The 18,500-nt window shown below is 64.2% G+C and carries 16 protein-coding genes; 7 read left to right on the top strand and 9 right to left on the bottom strand.

Annotated elements, in window-relative coordinates:
- Window positions 1-186: 186 nt before the first annotated feature.
- From CSW57_RS16565 to CSW57_RS16550, 4 genes are read left to right on the top strand one after another with little or no spacing between them, the layout of a single operon-like run.
- Window positions 187-432, top strand: a complete 246-nt coding sequence (locus tag CSW57_RS16565; protein ID WP_030165326.1) for an acyl carrier protein — start codon at window positions 187-189, stop codon at window positions 430-432.
- On the top strand, window positions 429-1,388 hold the full coding sequence (locus tag CSW57_RS16560) for a DUF1839 family protein (RefSeq protein WP_370623974.1): 960 nt from the start codon (window positions 429-431) through the stop codon (window positions 1,386-1,388). Before CSW57_RS16565 ends, CSW57_RS16560 begins: the two co-directional genes overlap by 4 nt.
- Window positions 1,385-3,805, top strand: a complete 2,421-nt coding sequence (locus CSW57_RS16555; RefSeq protein WP_189339298.1) for a glycosyl hydrolase — start codon at window positions 1,385-1,387, stop codon at window positions 3,803-3,805. Before CSW57_RS16560 ends, CSW57_RS16555 begins: the two co-directional genes overlap by 4 nt.
- A gap of 11 nt (window positions 3,806-3,816) precedes the next feature.
- Window positions 3,817-4,206, top strand: coding sequence for a holo-ACP synthase (locus tag CSW57_RS16550; protein ID WP_223249313.1), 390 nt, complete (start codon window positions 3,817-3,819; stop codon window positions 4,204-4,206).
- Here the strand turns inward: CSW57_RS16550 and CSW57_RS16545 are convergent.
- The 7 genes from CSW57_RS16545 to CSW57_RS16515 are packed head-to-tail and all read right to left on the bottom strand — an operon-like array spanning window position 4,187 to window position 13,123.
- Window positions 4,187-5,416, bottom strand: coding sequence for a glycosyltransferase (locus CSW57_RS16545; protein ID WP_099383779.1), 1,230 nt, complete (start codon window positions 5,414-5,416; stop codon window positions 4,187-4,189). The genes CSW57_RS16550 and CSW57_RS16545 overlap by 20 nt on opposite strands.
- Window positions 5,413-6,558, bottom strand: coding sequence for a glycosyltransferase family 4 protein (locus CSW57_RS16540; protein ID WP_223249312.1), 1,146 nt, complete (start codon window positions 6,556-6,558; stop codon window positions 5,413-5,415). Before CSW57_RS16540 ends, CSW57_RS16545 begins: the two co-directional genes overlap by 4 nt.
- Complete coding sequence (locus CSW57_RS16535) at window positions 6,555-7,535, bottom strand: hypothetical protein (protein ID WP_223249311.1); 981 nt, start codon at window positions 7,533-7,535, stop codon at window positions 6,555-6,557. Before CSW57_RS16535 ends, CSW57_RS16540 begins: the two co-directional genes overlap by 4 nt.
- On the bottom strand, window positions 7,532-8,725 hold the full coding sequence (locus CSW57_RS16530; protein ID WP_099383778.1) for a glycosyltransferase family 4 protein: 1,194 nt from the start codon (window positions 8,723-8,725) through the stop codon (window positions 7,532-7,534). Before CSW57_RS16530 ends, CSW57_RS16535 begins: the two co-directional genes overlap by 4 nt.
- A complete protein-coding gene (locus CSW57_RS16525; RefSeq protein ID WP_099383777.1) occupies window positions 8,722-10,725 on the bottom strand; it encodes an O-antigen ligase family protein in 2,004 nt (667 codons plus the stop codon). The genes CSW57_RS16530 and CSW57_RS16525 overlap by 4 nt, the downstream gene beginning before the upstream one ends.
- Entirely contained in the window at window positions 10,722-11,489 is a 768-nt protein-coding gene (locus CSW57_RS16520; RefSeq protein ID WP_099383776.1) for a hypothetical protein, read from the bottom strand. The genes CSW57_RS16525 and CSW57_RS16520 overlap by 4 nt, the downstream gene beginning before the upstream one ends.
- A gap of 2 nt (window positions 11,490-11,491) precedes the next feature.
- On the bottom strand, window positions 11,492-13,123 hold the full coding sequence (locus CSW57_RS16515; RefSeq protein ID WP_223249310.1) for a lipopolysaccharide biosynthesis protein: 1,632 nt from the start codon (window positions 13,121-13,123) through the stop codon (window positions 11,492-11,494).
- 465 nt (window positions 13,124-13,588) lie between these two features.
- On the opposite strand from CSW57_RS16515, the gene CSW57_RS16510 reads away from it, so the two are divergent.
- The 3 genes from CSW57_RS16510 (at window position 13,589) to CSW57_RS16500 (ending at window position 16,831) form a co-directional block, all read left to right on the top strand.
- Window positions 13,589-14,854, top strand: coding sequence for a glycosyltransferase (locus CSW57_RS16510; protein WP_099383774.1), 1,266 nt, complete (start codon window positions 13,589-13,591; stop codon window positions 14,852-14,854).
- Between the two features lie 99 nt (window positions 14,855-14,953).
- Entirely contained in the window at window positions 14,954-16,357 is a 1,404-nt protein-coding gene (locus CSW57_RS16505) for a sugar transferase (RefSeq protein WP_099383773.1), read from the top strand.
- Window positions 16,358-16,372: 15 nt separating this feature from the next.
- Complete coding sequence (locus CSW57_RS16500) at window positions 16,373-16,831, top strand: cupin domain-containing protein (protein ID WP_223249309.1); 459 nt, start codon at window positions 16,373-16,375, stop codon at window positions 16,829-16,831.
- Window positions 16,832-16,841: 10 nt separating this feature from the next.
- On the opposite strand, the gene CSW57_RS16495 is transcribed toward CSW57_RS16500, so the two are convergent.
- A complete protein-coding gene (locus tag CSW57_RS16495; RefSeq protein ID WP_099383771.1) occupies window positions 16,842-17,813 on the bottom strand; it encodes a GGDEF domain-containing protein in 972 nt (323 codons plus the stop codon).
- Window positions 17,814-18,284: 471 nt separating this feature from the next.
- Window positions 18,285-18,443, bottom strand: a complete 159-nt coding sequence (locus tag CSW57_RS24505; protein WP_189339297.1) for a hypothetical protein — start codon at window positions 18,441-18,443, stop codon at window positions 18,285-18,287.
- Window positions 18,444-18,500: the final 57 nt, after the last annotated feature.

Below are 18,500 nucleotides of genomic sequence, written 5' to 3'. Positions count from 1 at the left end.
TCTGTACGGGTAGGGCGCGTGGTGCGCGATGACGCCCAGCCGAACTGTGTGACGGGCAATGGCTCCTGGTCGTACTGTAATCTACATCGCTATATGCGGAAAACGTGGATGGCAGAATGGATTCCACTGTCATACGTTTGAACGCTCTTCTCGCACGGGCGACTTGCTACTGAAAGGATCGTGTCGGTGAAAGATCAGATTCGCGACATCCTCGCGGCACACGGGAGACTCGCCGTGGACGCGCAGTCGGTTGAGGACGACGCCGACCTGTACGAGCTGGGCCTGACCTCGCACGCGAGTGTGAACGTGATGCTGGCGCTCGAGGACGAGTTCGATGTCGAGTTCCCCGACGAAGATCTGAAGAAGGCAACATTCGCGACGGTCAGCAACCTCGAAGCGGTGGTGAGCAAGCTCCTCGCCGGTGTCGCGTGAGCTTGCCGGCGGCGCTGACGATCAGCAACACCGGTCAGCCCCATTTCTGCCACAGCGGAGACCGGATCTGGCCTGAGACGAACTGTTATGTCGACCTGTGGATCGAATTGCTCCATGCGCTCGGCCACGATCCGGTACCGGCCTTCGCCTGCGCGCTCTCAGCCGACCACGACGGCCAGCAGTGGAGCTTCCTCAAGGTCGCCCCAGAAGACATCCGGCGACTCTACGGCCTCGAGGTCACCGAAGAGAACGTGTGGCTGCCGCTGCTGGAGACCATCGAAAGCGGTCCTGGCCGCGGCCTTCTCCATACGGTCGAGGTCGACAGTTGGTGGCTCCCTGATACCGCCGGCACCGATTACCACCGAAATCATGTGAAGACCACGATCATTCCGACATCTGTCGATCGATTCACACAGACCATGAGCTATATCCACAATTCCGGGATTCATTCCCTTTCAGGAGCTGATTTCACGGGAGTATTCGGTCTCGCCGGGACCGAAGAGGGTTCACTACTGCCCTACGTGGAACAGATTCGTTCTTTTCCTGAACGAGCCCACGAGGATTCGCTCCTGCCGATCGTTCGCGAGCATCTGGCGCGCCGGGCACCGGGTAATCCGGTAGAGCGCCTCGGCCACGGCGTGCGGGAGGCCGTCGCGTGGCTTCCGGGTGCCGGGATGGAGACCTTTCACCTGTGGGCCTTCGCCACATTGCGTCAATGCGGCGCCACCGCCGAGTTGGCAGCAGACCTCAGTCGCCACCTCGCGGCCGGTCCGGCACCAGGGGCCGCTGAAGCTGTCGAGCCATTTCTCGACGTGGCTGCCGGAGCGAAGGCGGTTCAGTTCAAGATGGCGCGGGCCGCGCGCGGACGCCAGGTGGACGTCGGCGAAGGTCTCGAGAACATGGCTCGATCATGGGCGACGGCCATGCAGACCGTCGCCGACGCCGTGGCCCGATGAGTCCGATCACCGGGTGGAAGCTCTTGGGCACCCCACCCGGTACGGCCATGACTTCCGAAGACGTGCACGACCTTTGGTCCGACGCCGTCGACGTGGAGGATGCCACCGTCGTAGGGGCCGTGGACCAGGCACTGTCGCGTTGGGGCGACAACGTCGATGCATCCGACTGGTGGTTGATGACCACGGTCGAAACGGCGCAGGACTCGTGGATCGACTTCGCGGGTGTGACCGCGCCGGCAACGGTTTATCTCGATGACCGCCCGGTGGCCGAGGTCGAATCCATGTTCCTACCGGTATCGGTGGCCGTTCCCGCCGGCGACAGCCGGCTGGTGGTGCACTTCCCTGCCCTGGACGCCGTGTTGCGCAAACGTCGACCCCGCGGTCGGTGGCGATCGAGTCTGATTGCAGCGCAGGGCTTTCGGTGGTTGCGAACAACGTTGATCGGTCGCGCTCCGGTCTACTCCGGAGTATCCCCTGCGGTGGGATTCTGGCGCCCGGTGGCCCTCCGGGATCTCGGCCGCGCCCGCGACGTGGTGGTGCAGGCCGATCCGCGCTCCGGTCGGGTGACTGTGCGTGGTGTCGCACCGAGCACAGGCGACGTCTCGATGTCCGTGCGCCACAAGGGCACCGAGCTCACGGTCGGAGCGGCCACCGCCGACTCCGATGGGCTGTTCACGGTCTCGGCAACGGTTCCCGAACCGGCGCTGTGGTGGCCGCGGGGCTACGGGGATCAGAGCCTCTATACCGCCATCGTGACCGTGGCGGGACAACCTCTGTGCGAGAAGGACTTCGGATTCAGAACCGTCGAGATGAGCAGCGAAGACCAGGGCTTTGCCATCGCTGTCAACGGTGTCGACATCTTCTGCCGGGGTGCGGTGTGGATGCCACCCGACCCACTTCGACTGACCAGTCAGGCCGCGACAACACAGAAGCACCTCCAGCTGCTCGCGGATGCCGGTGCCACCATGCTCCGTGTACCCGGTGGCACGGTAGTTCCCGACGCGGAGTTCTGGTCGTCCTGCGCTGATCTCGGAATCTTGGTGTGGCAGGACACGATGCAGGCGACCTTCGACCCACCCGAGGACACCCAGGACTTGCTGTGCGCCGAGATGCGTGAGCTTCTGCGGACGGTGTCGGGCAACCCTGCGTTGGCTGTGGTCAGCGGCGGGAACGAACTCATCCAGCAGCCCGAGATGCTGGGTTTGGCGCCCGAGCAACGCGACGTCTCGGCTCTGTCGAGAGCGTTGTCGCTCGTGGTCGCGGCAGAGTCCGACGCGGTGTTTGTCGTCGCCAGCCCCTCGCCGGTCCCTGGCAGCACCGACCTCGCGATCCGTCCGGATTCCGGTGTGGCGCACTGGTTCGGAGTCGGTGGATACCTGCGCCCTCTGTCCGATGTCAAGACAGCGGGTGTCCGATTCGCAGCCGAGAGCTTGGCGTTTGCCATCCCACCGTCTGCGGACGCAGTGGACCGCCACTTTTCCGGCGCGGCGGTGGCCGGACACGATCCACGCTGGAAAGCGGGGGTTCCGCGGGACCGGGGAGCGTCATGGGACTTCGAGGATGTGCGCGACCACTATGTGGCCGACATCTTCGACGTCGACCCATTGATGGTGCGCAGGACTGATCCCGAACGCTATTTGCAGCTGGGGCGATTGGCCGTGGCCGAGGCGATGCTCGAGTGTTATGCGTTCTGGCGCCGGCACGATTCCGGGTGTGATGGCGCGCTGGTGCTGTCGTCCAAAGATCTGTGCGCGGGCGCAGGATGGGGACTCATCGACATCGATGGGCAACCGAAGGCACCTCTCCAAGCTCTCGCGCGACTGTGGTCACCTGTTGCGGTCCGCCTCGCATCCGCGGGTCAGTCCGGAATTCGTATCGACGTCTACGACGACGGACCGGAGCTCCTCGAGGGGACCCTCGAACTGGTGGCCACCAACTCGTCCGGACACCCGGTGACCGAGGCCCGCAGGACGGTGTCCGTCGATGCGCATTCGTCGACGACGCTGCACGACTCCGATCTGACCGGCAGGTTCACCGACTTGTCCCACGCATACGGGTTCGGCGAACCGGTGGCAGACGCAGTGCAGGCGACCTTGGTCGTGAAAGATGTTGTGGTGGCGCGTGATGTTCTCGTCATCCGACCCACAGCACATCAGGTACTCATCGAACTGGACGCGAAAGCTGTCCTGACGGATGGTCGGTGGTGGCTGGAACTGTTGTCGCGCACGACCCTGCGGTACGTGGAGGTCGACGCGCCGGGATGGCGTCCCGCGGACAATTATTTCCACCTGGCCGGGGGCCTTCCCTACCGGATACCGCTGACCGCTCTGCCAGACCACCCCGGCAGGCCTCCCAAGGGTTCGGTCACCTCCATCGACGCTCTGACCGTCACTCGTTTTGCCGCCGACGATCGCTGAATGCGCCCTTCATGCACATGGATCTCCCGCCGGGTACCCGCATCGGATGCGATCTCGTGGCCCTCGACGACGTGCGGAACTCCCTGTCCCACTTCGGCGGACGGTTTCTCGATCGGGTGTTCACCGCAGCCGAGATAGCGTACTGCGCCGACCGTGTCGATCGGCTCGCCGCGAGATTCGCCGCCAAGGAAGCCGTGATCAAAGTACTTGCCGACACCGACATCCCGACACCGATGCAGGAGATCGAGGTGGTGATGATAGCCGGGAAGCCCCACGTCGAACTGCACGGATCGATGGCCGATCGTGCCGCGCAGGCCGGGTGGGCAACAGCGCAGTTGTCGTTGTCGCACACCGACTGTCACGCGATGGCTGTGGTTGTGGTCAGTCTCGCCGGTTCGTGAAGACCGGTTCGAGCAGATCGGCCAGCTTCTCGACGGTGGTCCGGAGATCGAAGTCTTGTTCGACGAGTGCCCGTCCCGCTGCGGCGAACCCGGCGACGTCTTCCCCACCGGACACCACCGACTCGAGCGCGTCGCGTAGGTCCTTCGCGTCACCGGGTCGGGCAAGCCGTCCGGTCACCCCGTCGACGATGATCTCCGGAATGCCCGACAGCGAGGTCGACACACACGGCAGGCCCGAGGCCAGCGCCTCCATCAACGCGACCGGGAGGCCTTCCATCTGCCCGTCCGCGGCCACGACGCTGGGCAGCACGAACAGTTCGGCGGCCGCCAGCTTCGCCGCCACAACGGTTTCGGTCTGTGCGCCCAGGAATCGGACGCGGTCGGCCAGACCGAGCTCGAGGCTGAGCTGCTCGAGCTCATCCCGTAGTGGCCCGTCTCCGATGAGGTCCAGCTGGATGCGACCGACGCCCGGACCGCCCTTGGCCAATGCACACAGCAGCACCTCGTGACCCTTGTACTCCTGTAACGACGCCACGCACACGGCACGTATCGGGCCCTGTGCGGGAATCACCCGCGGCTCGAATCGGTAGCCGGAAGTGTTGATGCCGCAATGCACCACGTGTACATCTGTCCCGGTGTGCAGCCCGGTCAGGATTGCCCGGTTGAAATCCGAGATGGTGACCACCAGCGCAGCGTCGGACACCTTGCGGCCGAGCATCACCTGGTCGACGTACAGATCGTGGGCGTGTGCGGTGAAGCTGTACGAGATGCCGGTGAGACGGTGGCACACCCATGCCGCCAACGCCGGATAGGTCGCGTAATGCGCGTGAATGTGCGCGCTGCGGGATCTCGGGGCGAGGTCCCTCGCATGTGCGCATCCGATCGCGGTGGTCACCAGGGCCCGGGCACCGAGCCGCGGCGCCCGCAGGTGCTCACCGATTACGGTCGCGAGGACACCGAGGAACGCCAACGGGTGCCGCACGAGGGCCCAGAACACTCCGCGCGCGATCGCCACCGCTCCGGGCCGCACCAGCACCGCCGCCCATCGCTCGGCCACCGAATGCACTGCCGTGTCCGGCGACGGGAACAACGATCGCACCGAGACATCGAATCGACCGAGACCGGCCAGACCATCGAGCTCGCGGACGATGAACGTCTCCGATGTCCGCGGGAACCGCGACACCATGTAGACGATTTCGGGTTTGCTCACCTTCTACGTTCTGCCGCTTCGGAATACAGTTCGTGCAATCGCTGCGCCCAGGAGGTGGCCGAGAACTCGCTACGGGCGCGCAGGACCGCGGCGTCACCGAGCTGTTGACGCCGACCGGGGTCGGCAATGAGTTCGCCCAGGGTGTCGGCAAGGGCCTGAGGATCATTGGGCTCGAACAGAAGTCCGGTGGATCCGTCCGCGACGATGTCGGGGATCCCACCGATTCTCGAGGCGGCCAGCGCGCGGCCCGAAGCCATGGCCTCGATCAGCACCGTCGGCAGGTTCTCGCCATGCGTCGAGGGCAGCAGAACGATGTCCGCGGCTCGGTAGACACTCGGCATGTCCGACCGCACCCCGGCGAAGACAACCGAGTCTTGTAGACCGAGCTGCGAGACCTGGTCACGGAGCTCTTTCTCCAGTTCTCCCCCGCCGACCAGCGACAGCACTGCTGTGGGGAACCGCTCGAGAACCTTCGGCCACGCCTCGACGGCAACGGGGATTCCCTTGAAGTCCCGGAATGCCGCAGGCAGTACCACCAGCGGCCCCTCAGTACCTCCGAGTTCCTTCCTGACAGCCGGGTCCGGTTGTCCGGGAGTGAAGTTGGCGATGTTGATCCCGTTATGCATCACATCCCAATTCCCCGGGAGTCCCCGGGGACGGTATTGCTGCTGGAACGATTCCCGCGACGCCTCGGAGACGAACAGTGCGCGGTACGACCTGTCCGCGGCTGCCACCGCCAGCCGTTCCCGGGCACCCTGGCGACCCGACAGTGGCCGGGCCACATGGTGAAATGTGCAGATAGCCGGTCGTCGGGCGATGGCCGCGGCGGGCACCGCAAGCGTGATCGCCATCTCGAGGTGGGCATGGACCACGTCGAAGTCCGAGTGTTTGATCTCGCGCACGAGCTTGGGCAGCGCGCCGGGATCGAGCAGACGCTTGATACCCAGGGCCCGGGTCTTGATTCCCGCTTGGGTCAGGATCTCGGTGGTCTTGTCGGCATCGGCAGCCGATGACAGGACGCTGACGAACTCCATCTCCACCGGACTGTCGCGGAACGCGACGGCCAGCGGCGCGAGCAACGTCTCGGCCCCTCCCATCCGGAATGCATCGATGAGCAACAGCACACGCAGTGGACGGGTCACCTCAGGACCTGCAGGCGTTTCCAGGGTATCGACTCCATCCCGTCATAATCCCATCGCAAGCCTGCACTGGTGTACACCTGCCCTATGGAACCGGCCGGTGCCTGGGTGTCCAACTCGAAAGCGACGCTGAGCGACGTACCGCCGACGTCCATCGCGTAGGCGCCGTACTGCTGCATGGCCTTTGCCACCGCACGCACACCCGGGGCGAGGTTGAGCGTGCTCAGATTGAGCGTGGGGTCGAGCCGTAGCCTCGCGCCCTCGGGGATGCAGTCCGAACGCGTTGACGGGCCGTCGGTCTTGATTGCCGGGCTACGGAAGATCCCCGCACAGATGTTGTCGGTCTGGACCGCGAGTGCGTGCGGGATCACCCCGTTGCGGATCTCGGCCAGGCGGATCACACCCGCAAGGCGCGATGCGCCCGAACCAGTGCTCGCTCCGCCCCATCCGGAACCGTCGAGGCGGTTGATCGCGCCCCACTGGGTTGTCCACTGACTCCCGGACTGGTTTGCGCGCCAGAACTCGTAGATCCGGTTGGCGCCCTGGTCCACGACCACCATCGCGCCGTCACTGCCGGTGTGCGGTTTGGCGCCATTGGGAATCGGCACCTGGTAGCCACTGAAAGGGCATGTGCCCCAACCCTGCTGAGTACACTGCACGGTGTATTTCGGTGTCTGCGCATCGGCCGCGTAGATGGGGATCCCGAACTCACCCATCGATGCGTACATCCGCCCGTTCCGGGATGCGTACGCGCTCATCGCCGAACTGTTCGGATCAAGCGCCGCATTCCACGAAATCGCGGTGTTCCAGGGACTGTTGGTGGCGAACGGTTTGCCCAGCGACGCACCGTTCGACGGATTCTCCGATCGGAACACCAGCACGGCCGTGGACGCGACGATCATCGCGACGAGCGAGCAGATGAGCGCAACTCGCCACGTCATGTGGATGTTGAGGTGCCTTGCGATGGGGTGACGGCTCATTTACCTCTCCCGGTTCGGACCATTGCTTCATCCAGCGATTCGATGACGGTGCCGGCGGCCACATCCCACGCCTGCGACAACCGCTGCAGGCCGGCGTCTCCGAGTTCACGTGAGCGGACCGGGTCGGTCAGCAACTCGATCATGGCCCCGGCGAGGGCCAACGCGTCACCGGGCGGCACCAGCAACCCGGTCACCCCGTCGCGGACCACCTCGGGCAGGTCTCCGACGGTGGTCGCGATCACTGGGCGCCCGAAGGTGTAGGCGAGGTGGGCGACACCGCTCTGGCTCGCCCGGATGTACGGCGTGATGACAACGCGGGCGGACTCGACGATGGCCGGGACCTCTTCTACCGCAATGTAACCGGCATGCGTGCTGATGTTCCCGATCTCATCGGCCCGCTGCAGCAGGCTGTCGAGGTCGATGTCGGCGCCGACCGCCCCGGCGAGAACCAACCGGGCGTCGGGTAGATCGGCCCGGACGATGGCGAAAGCGTCGAGGAGGACGTCGATGCCTTTGTAGGCGGTCCAGGTACCGAAGAAGAGTGCCACCTGATCGGACTCCGATACAGGCGCAAGGACACGCGATGTACGCAGGGCACGTTCATCGCCGTGCGGGATGACGATCACCGGGCCGGCGGGGTCGAAGTGTTCGAGCACCAGGTCCCGTGTGCGCGGCCCCAGTACAAACGCGACGTCCATCTGCCGCCACGCGGCCGAAAAGGCGTTGTCGACCAGGATTCCCGACTTCGGCGTGCTCGTGTCCTTCGCGTCCGACCTCGGTAACGGCTCATGCGCCACGATCCCGAAGACGGCATCTCTCACGATCTTGGTGATCATCACCACGAACATCGGCTCGAAGGAGAATCGCCAGTGCGACCACAGCACGGCTCCGGGTCGGATACGGACGAGTGCGACTGCCAGTACCGACCACGCCAGCACGAGCTGCCCGGCACGCAGCACACGGCGGGCCGCCGAGAACCATGCGGGTCGGACGGTGTCGTCTGCGGGATGCCACGTCGGCAGCAGCGGGCGGATGGTCAGACCGCGTGACGGCGCCAGCTCGGGCCTGGGCCCGGTGATGAGCACAACCGGCCGTCCCGCCTCCGACATCGCATCACCCAATTGCACTGCGAATTGGAACAATCCACCTGATGGGGAGAACTCCACAAGCACAATCGGGCGCGTTGTCATCGCTGCGCCCCGACCAGATCCTGCTCGCCCGGCCGCACTTCCCCGGCGGGCCGCCGACGAACTCGGCGGAGCACCGCCGCAGTCGCGCCGGCCGCACCTGCGCCCAGAACCAAAGCCAGCAGTACCGAAGTCGACGAATGTCCCGTGTGAGACGTCTCGTATGGATTCCCGACGTTGACGATGGAGTATTCGTCGTCAGCACCCACAGCACGAACCCGCTCGCGTGCCTCCTCCACAGCGGACCTCAGCCGGGTCTCGGCTGTCGCGGCGTCCGCGTCGGTGAGGCTGATGGTGATCACTCCTCGAACTGGGTCAGCGGCCACGGTGGCCGGCGAGTCGGCAGACCTCATGATCGCCGAGTAGGTCGGGAGAACTGGGGTGCGAGAACGTATGTCGAGCGCGTATCCGAAGTAAGTATCACCCGAATCGCCTCGCGGTAACAGCATCAGCTGCTGATTGGCCGTCGTGTCGTGAGAAGCCGTCGACCACAACACCGTTCCGGCGACCACGGCTCCCACGCCCAGTGAACCGCAGACGACCACCGCAGTTCGTCGACCGCGGGCAAGAGCCCGCGCCTTCACCGGACCGCCCGTCGACGCCAAGAACGCCGCCAGCGCGATGACAAGAGCGAAGGACCGGAAGTAGGCCAGGTGGAGGAAGATGCTCGCGGCTGACCAGGCGATCACTGCCGCCAGCGCAGCGGCGAGCAGTGTGCGGCGGTTGCCGGAGGTGACCGAACCCATCCGCAGGATCACCACGGCGACCACTCCACCGACCATGATCAGCCAACCGAGCAGGCCGACGATACCGGTCTCGGCGGCAAGCTGTGCGTACAGGTTGTGCGGGGCGTCGGTGGGGTGCACCACCGCTGTTTCCACAGTCCCCGCGTATTCGGGCACCCGCGTGTAGTAGGTGCCGGGTCCGAAGCCGTACATGGGGCGATCATCGAACATCGCCCACGCAATCTCCTGGGCTGCTTTGCGTCCCAGGATCGACGGGTCGATCCCGTAGTCGACGTCGGCGGCGAACACGTCGTTGACCAACGCCGACAACCTGTTTCCCACACCGGGGATCACCAGCATGAGCGCGAGGAACGGTACGGCGACCAAGCTCCATCGCCGGACGGCCGGGCCGCTCGCCACGATCCAGACCAGCACGCCGACGGCCGCAGCAAGGAAGGTGCCTCTCGACTGCGTCAGGTACACACCGATCAGGAGAGCGACTGCCGAACCACCCCACAGTGCCGTCGCGATGCGATCGTTGCGGCGGATCGACCGGGTCAGCAACGCGCACGCAAGGGGCATGCCCATCACGAGGTTTCGGCCCCAGAAGTTCGAGTCGGGAAGTGGCCCGCCGTACCGCAACGTTGTGGTGAGCTCACCGGAGGCTTCGGTGACTGTGGAGAAGCCGCCGAAGGACATGGTTCCGCTGAACACAACCTGATTGACCAAGGCGAGCAACGACAAGACGGCGAGCGGGAGAACGATGGCCGCGGCCATCACCCAGGGCCGTTCGCTCAACTGCGCCAACATCAGGACGATCAACAGGAATACGCAGTCGAGGAGGATGCGCCGGAAGGTCCACATCGACTCCTGGTTGTCGACGCTGCCCAGGATCGCAATGGCCTGCGTCCCAAGGTAGATGCACACCAGGCCGGCGAAATAGGTAGTCCAGCGGTTGATCTTCGCCCTGCCCTCGGGCGAACGCAACGCGATACCGATGGTCAGTGCGCCAAGTGCAAGCGACGCAGGAAACACCGGCAGCTGAGCGTGCAGTGCCACGATCCCCGCAAGGTTGAGGACCTCGGACACGACGAGGATCAGCAGTGTCACGAGCGGCCGTCGCATCGCATACACGGCGACGGCAACCGCGAACGGCGCCGCGACCACCAGCAGTGGTCGAGGTCCGAGCAGCGCGATGGATCCCGCGATGGCCAGGCCGGTTCCGATCAGGAAGATGATGGGATCGTTCTTGTCCATCACCGGCCGGAGAGTGGTCATCCAGCCTGTCCCGGCGTGGGTCGATAGGCCGCGTACTCGTTGCCTGGTTCGTCACGGCGGTCCACGGGCGGCGTGCTGCCGTCCGCGCGAGAGTGCACTGCCGACGCCTCGGGGCGCTGATCTGAGCGCCCATCGTTGTCGTCGCCGCGTCCGGACCGGGCGGAACCATGCCGAGCACGCGGATCGCGCCTGGTGCGCGCGATCAGCAGTCCTACCCCGAGGCCCAACACGAGTCCGGCGATCGATGCCGCCGGGACCAATTGCGCCTTCGAGATACCGGTCGACGTCGCAGTGCCGCCGGGTGCAGAGATCTCTTTCAGGACAAAGGGACCGGAAATGCTTGCCGCGTCCGCGGAGGCCACCTCGAGAACCTTCTCCAGCCCCTTCTCGGCGGCCTCACCGGATTTGGCGGTCATGGTGGCCTCGATCAAGGTGGTGTCCGCGACCGCACCCGCGGCGAGGGTCAGTTCGGACGCCGGCACACCGGCGGACTGCGCGGCCTGTTCGACCCATCGCCGATCTGCCAACACGATCGCGGCGGTACGGGTGACCTGGCCACGGCTGAGGATTTCCCAGTAGTACGACGACTCGGCGGGCGGGACGCCCGGCGCCGGCATCATCACAACGGTCGCCTTTGCTTCGTACGAGGGAGTCGCGGCTGCCGAATACACCAGCGCTGCAGCGAGACCGAGTATCAATCCGACCACGGCGCACAGGGCCGCGATTCCACGGCCGGGCGCTCGCAGGAATGCAATCATCTTCATCCTTAGTTCCTCGACACGACGCGGTGCCGACCTCGAGAGCCGGACACACCACGGTGCGGCTCATTTGCATTAGACACGACCAGCGCGCGTGCTGTGGCGGGTCCGGTCCGGCGATGCCGGCCCGGGGCCACGTTGTTTTCGCTACGCCGCGGTCGTGTACCCGCCGGGGCACGGTGTCGGCCCGGCGTTGTCATGGTGGGGTTCTTGCTCATCGTCTTCATCACGATGCCGTATCCGGACGCGAACAGCAGCGGCGCCGTGAAGCGCAGCGCCACCACATAGACCAGCAGACCGGCCACGGCGAGCAGCACCAACACCAGCGGCGCCGGGAGTGTGCGGATCATCCGGTGCAGACCGACAAGAGCCACACCCATCACCACCGCGGCGGCCACGGGCCGAATGATCGAAGGTATGAGCTGGTTCCAGGACAGGGACAGCACCCGGCGGACCACGATCATCCGAACGACGAAGTGGCCCAACTCGACACTGAGCAACGCCACGGCGACGAGTACCGCGCTGTGACCGGCAGCCCACCAGATCGGGACGATCAGCGCCACGAACTTGCCGGCATTGATCGAGGTGAGGATGCCTGGTCGGCCGATCGCCTTGTAGACGTCACCTGAATGGAACGACGCCGAGTACACCACCGCGTAGATCGCCAGCACCGACAACATCGGATCTGCCGCCTCGTACTGCGAGCCGTACATGGTCCCGATGAGGGCGTCCGAACTGACCGCCAGACCGATCCCGATCGGTGCCGTCAGTGCCACCACCACACCGAGGGTCTGGACATAGTGGCTGCCCAGAGACTTGAGGTCGTGTTGCAGCCGCGACAACGAACTGAACAGGACATCGCTGATGACGCCACAGAGGCTGAGCACCAGTAGTTCGGGTATCCGGTACGCCAGCGTGTAAAGACCCAATTCGGCGTCACCCTGACGGCTGCCGATGGCGAGGTAGTCGACGTTGTAGATGCCGAAGGCGAGGAGGGTGACCGCGGTGACCGGCAGCCCGAACTTCAACAGCGACTTGGCCTCGGGTCCGTCGAAGCCGAATCGCAGGGTCGATCCGGCCACCTTCCAATACAGCAACATGGTCATCGTGACACCGGCCAATTGTCCCCAGATGAGGCTCCACACGCCGTATCCCGCGACCGCGAGCCCGATGGTCAAAATTGTCTTGAGCAGCGCTCCGATGAACTCGGGGAAGATGCGACCGCGAAAATCTATGTTGCGGCGCAGATATGCGGTCGGCACCACGCTCAACGCCGAAATCGTGAGACCGATTGCCAGCACCTGGATGAGGGGTTCGAGGTCCGGATGGCCGACCAGATCGGAGGTCAGCCCCGCGGTACCGGCCAGAACGGCGCCGATCAGCACACCGAAGACAACCGACAGTGTCAGACCGGTCGGGGCGATCTGGTCCCACCTGCGACGGCTCTGCACCAGGGATGCGCCGACCCCGAGATCTTTGACGAAGTCGAACAGATTCACCACGAGGAGAGCAAAAGCGAAGAGGCCGAACTCGGCGGGGTCGAGCAGACGCGCGAGCACGATTGTCATCACGAGCGTGGAACTCTTGCTCAGCGCGAAAACGAGGTAATTCCAGGCTGCTTGACGACCGGTGGCCGGCACGGACGTATCGATACGCTCGAGGACGTCGGTCTGGGCATCCCACATCGCCGTTGGGAGGGGCGGGAAAACAGGCAGGGTTATCGCGTTGGCGTTCTCATGATCGAGTTGATCAATCGGGCGAGGTGAGCCATGCATGATGCGGCTGTCTCAATCCTCTCCCCACCACCGATTCCTACAATCGCGGGAGTCGCACCTGCCTGCCCCGGAATGCCGGGCTGACTCGATGGTAGTCGTTGCCGGCCGCAATCTGCGGGAGCAACCTGCACGACCGAGGCAAATCCATCCACCTCAAATCCGGCCGCTGAGCGGGAATTTCACCCGGTGGGACAACGTCCACACCGTGTCACGTTGTGCGCACCAGACCGCTACGCTCGCGTACAGGCCAGGCTCGGACACTTCATCGGCGACTCGGCAACGCCGCCCGATTGTCCGGAGACTAGGTCGTTCCCTTGCGACGGAGGTCAGATGCCGAAATCGGTTGCACTTGTCAGCGCGGTGCATCCCTATCCGGTCGATGCAGGTAAGAAGGTGGTTCTGGCCGGGATCATCGACTATTACCGGGATCGTCTCGGTGCGGAGAACGTCCACTACGTCCTGATCGGCGACGGCGTCGGACCTCAGGACTTCCCCGTACGGCTGCATCCCCTTTCCAAACCGGCAACATCCGCGGCCCTGGGAAGTGTCCTGACCCGTGTTCCCACCGGCCGCTCGAGTCTGCAGGAAGCACTGCTTCGATCTGCTTCGGTCGCAGCCGACATCGATCACACATTGCAGAACCTCGATACCGATATCGAGATCTTTGACACAGTCCGCCTGGCCCAATATGCAGGCAGCGAACGCACCCGACGACAGGTCTGCTACCTCGACGACCTGTTCTCCGAGCGGTACCGGGCGATGCTCGACGCCGCGAGAAGGTATCCGGACGTCCGGATAAGTCCGCTCGGCAACTTCGCCGCCCACGTACCGCGTGCGTTGCGTCCATTGGCCGACGAGAGGCACACGCAGCGCGGGTTGATGCGTGTCGAGCGCGGCCTGGTGCGAAAGAGTGAGGACCGAGCGGCACGCCTGTTCCCGCGCAGCCTCCTGGTCAATCAGCGCGAGGCCGAGCACCTCATCCGGCGAGCCGGTGTCGACGATTCGAAAGTGCAGTCCATCCCGCCGCTGATCGCCGAACCCGGAATGCACTCTCGCGAATACGGCGGCGCACCGGAGTTCATCTTTCTCGGGCTGCTATCGCTCCCACACAACGACGACGGGCTGCGTTCTTTTCTGACGTCCGTGTGGCCTCTGGTGCTTGCACGGGTCCCCGGAGCGAAGCTGCGGGTACTCGGTCGAGAGCCCTCCGGGAAGCTGCGTGAAGCGGCAGAACGTTTCTCGCAAAGCGTCTCGCTCGAGGGCTTTGTCCCCGATCTCGGCCAACTCTTCGGACGGGCTGCCGCCACCATCAATCCGCTCAGGTTCGGTTCGGGTATCAAGCTGAAGGTGATCGAGGCGCTCGGGCGGGGGGTGCCTGTGGTTTCGACCGAACTTGGGGCCGAGGGTATTACGAGCGGAGCCTCCCACGGCGTCCTCGTCGCCGACGAACCCGCGGAGTTCGCCGACGTGATGGTGGGCCTCACCTCCACCCGATACAACAACGAGGTGTCGCAGGCCGCTCGAGCCCATTTCGAATCGACCTATTCGCGTGAGGCCGTATTCCGGCGCTACGACGCGGCATTCGATCTGAGCTGAATCAGCGACTGGGCTGGTCGGCGTATAGCATCCTGGAAGAGGGACGCGGTCCGCCGCTATCGATCGTCAACGTGCAGTGCAACGAGACCAAGTGAGGCCATGTCGCCGCAGGAGACGCCGCGTCCGCAGATCCAGAGGGGTGAATTGACAGCCGAGTTGCCACGACGCCGCTATCGTTTCAAACCTCGGCAGCGGATCGACGTCAGTCTGGTGATGCTCGACGTGGTCGCCATCGTGATCACGGATCTCCTGTTGGTGCGCCCCATCTCGTCCACTCTCATCGATGCCGCCATCTTCGTGGTGGTTCTCGAATTGGCAGGCAAGTATCGCCCCCGCTTCAACCTCTCCTCGTTGAGTGAGGCGCCCGGGCTCGTGGCCGCCTGCATCATCGCGGCTTTCAGTTCGGCGGTGGTGTTCGAGCGCGACACCCATGTCGGCGAATTGTTCGTCCACGCCGTGTCGATGGTCGGCGTACTCCTCGTCGTCCGGCTCTTCTACTTCGCGGTTCAGCGCAGACGACGGCGGACCAATCCCCATGCGCGCAGTCGTACCGTCATCATCGGCGGGGGCATCGTTGCGTCCAAGATCCTGGAGAGTGTGGTCGACTACCCCGAACTGGGTGTCGAACCGATAGCGATCATCGGCAGTGACCCCATGGCGGGACCGACAACCTTTGGGGTTCCCGTTGTCTCGGACATCCCCATTCGCACATATGTCGAGCAGCACCAGATCGAGACGGTCATCGTCGCATTCCGAGGCGCCCCCGATTCCTCGCTGGTGTCCCCGCTCCGTGAATGCGACGGGTTGGATTGCGAAGTCTTCATCGTTCCGCGACTGTTCGAGTTCGTGCATCTCAGTACGGATATGGACCGTATCCACACGATTCCGCTGACCTGCGTTCGCCGCAACATGGCGCGCACGTGGTACTGGCCCCTCAAGCGGGTCTTCGATGTCGCGGTGTCCGCGTCGGCCCTCTTGCTGCTGAGCCCGTTGCTCGCTGTCACCGCGCTGGCCGTGAAGGCGTCCGACCGGCAGGCCCCCATCGTGTTTCGCCAGCACCGCATCGGCCGCAACGGTGCTCAGTTCACGTTGTACAAGTTCAGGTCGATGCGGCCGGCGCCACCGGCCGACTCAGACACCAGCTGGAACGCTCAGCGTTCGTCACGGGTAAGCACAGTCGGAAAGATCATCCGCAAGACGTCGATCGACGAGCTCCCACAGCTGTGGAACGTCGTCAAGGGAGACATGTCCCTGGTCGGTCCACGACCCGAGCGCCCACACTTCGTGCAGCAGTTCGAGGACTCGGTGCCGTCGTACCGGGACCGCCATCGCATGAAGGCCGGGTTGACCGGCTGGGCAGCCATCCACGGCCTGCGTGGCGATACGAGCATCGACGACAGGGCGATGTACGACAACTTCTACATCGAGAACTGGTCGGTGTGGCTGGACATCCGGATACTCATCCTGACTGTCGGGGCGGTGATTCGTGGAACCGGATCGTGAACGGGGGCAATGAGCATGATCACTTTTCAGAGCGTCGATCTCGACGGGGTCGTCCTCTCGGACGCACCGATCGATCCCGATTGGATCATCGACGGTGCGCCCGTCGCGCAATCGAGCGAGTGGGTGACATCGTCTGACGGCCTCACCACCATGGCGGTATGGAGTTGCACCGCAGGCACGTTTCGGTGGAAGTTCGGATGCGATGAGCTGGTGCACATCATCGAGGGCGAGGTGATCGTGACCGGCGCGGACGGCAACCGGGTCCGACTCGGCCCCCACAGCGCGGCCCTGTTCCCCGCCGGTTCTCAGACCACGTGGGAAGTCCCGGTTTTCGTCCGCAAACACGCAATTCTGCGAACACCGGTACCGGCGCCGGTCCGAACGGTCTGGCGGGCACTCTCGGCGACGAAGCGCCTCGTGACCGGTAAAGGTATCCGCGAACGTCCCGCCGGGAACGAATTACTGTCGCGCTGAACCGATCAGCTCAGGCTTTGGACAGCTGCAAGCGCTGTGAGGAGTCGCGCCCGTGGACAACGCTGTGGCCACCACCCGCCGACTTCGCTTCGTACATCGCGGTATCCGCAGCTCGGATCACTTCTTCGGCACTGCGCATGTCACTCGGGGTGACCTCCACGATGCCGACGCTCGCGCGGATACGAAGCAGGCGTCCCTGGATGATCACCGGCTCCACAAGCGAGTCGTGAACACGCTTGGACAGCACAGCGATTCTGTCCGCTCCGGAAATACCTGACAGGACTGCGACGAACTCGTCACCGCCGAATCGGCCGACGATGCCGTACTCGTTGAGGATGCCGCGCAAGCGGTTTGCCGCCGTCACCAATGCGACGTCGCCGCCGCCGTGACCCAGCGAATCGTTCACCTGTTTGAGACTGTCGAGATCGATGAACATCACGACGGTCGACTCGGCGGGTTCACGACGCTGGGAGTTCGCGACCACTTCGTTCAATCGGCGCATCACGCACGCACGGTTCGGAAGTTCGGTCATCATGTCGTGGTCGGCCGCGTACTGGAGCATCGCACGGCCCACGTGCTGTGCGGTGACATCGGAGAACGAGGCAGCGATCGCCGAGTTGGCCGGGTCCTCCGGGTTCACCAGGCCGACGTTGCATGTGACCCACACCCGCTGGCCGTCGGTGCGGTCGAAGCCGACAACCATGCCGGCCACTGCACGTCCGGTGCGCGCAACGATTTTGTCCGGGCGATCTTCGGGCGCGAGTTCGCGACCATCGGCGTCGACGAGAGGGAAATGATCGTTTGCGTTTCCAGGGCTTCCGTCGCTGCGGATATCTAGTTCGAATATCCGCCTCGCGCTTGCATTCGCAGCTTGCAATTCGCCATTCGCGGAAATGACCAGGACCCCGGTGCCCAGCGAGTCCACAACCGATGTGAAATCGACGGCGGTTGACTCGCCGTCATTTCCCTTGGCCTCGAACATCCCGCCTCCACGCTGTAGTGAGCGCCTGTTAAGCAACACAACCGAGCATGAGGTCCATTCGACGACCGCGCAAGGCGACGACCTGGGACATTACGGATATCAAAGATGATCTTAACGTTCAGATCGGATCGGGAAGTGCCCGGTTTGAGCTCGATTACTACCCGGCAGTAACCTGCTTCACTCATTTCCCGAGCCAACGGGGGAATGCACCACCGGTCGAACAAAGGTCTGTGTGATCAACCTCACATTCCCGGCGGTCAGTAATCCGCGATAGCAAAGGTCGCCGTCCCACATACCGGGAAACACGAGACGTGCTGGCGCCGCCGGGTTTCTTTGACACCTGCCCAAAGTCGGTGTCACAGCATTGGTCTCGTCAAACTGCCAGAACCGGGAACGGCGAAGTTCCAGGGCGCGAGCCAGACGATCGTTATGGCGCCCGGTGTCCCGACAGCACACCGGAATGAACGGCCGTCAGGACGCCCAGGGGTGCGAGTAGGTGCTGTGTGATCGAGAGCCGTAGATGTGCGCCCGCTGTTCACGGAGTCGGACAACGCCTCCGAATATGAACGCAAGCACCACTGCGACGATCAGCCACACCAGCACGGCGAGGGTTATCCAGAATGCGATCATTCAACCAGTGTGAAACCAAAGGCTGAGAAAACGCGAAAATAATGGTCAACCTTGCGG

The organism is Williamsia muralis (assembly GCF_002735905.1).
In the GTDB taxonomy this organism is placed as follows: domain Bacteria; phylum Actinomycetota; class Actinomycetes; order Mycobacteriales; family Mycobacteriaceae; genus Williamsia; species Williamsia muralis_A.
This window is presented reverse-complemented; position numbering and strand designations above follow the sequence as displayed.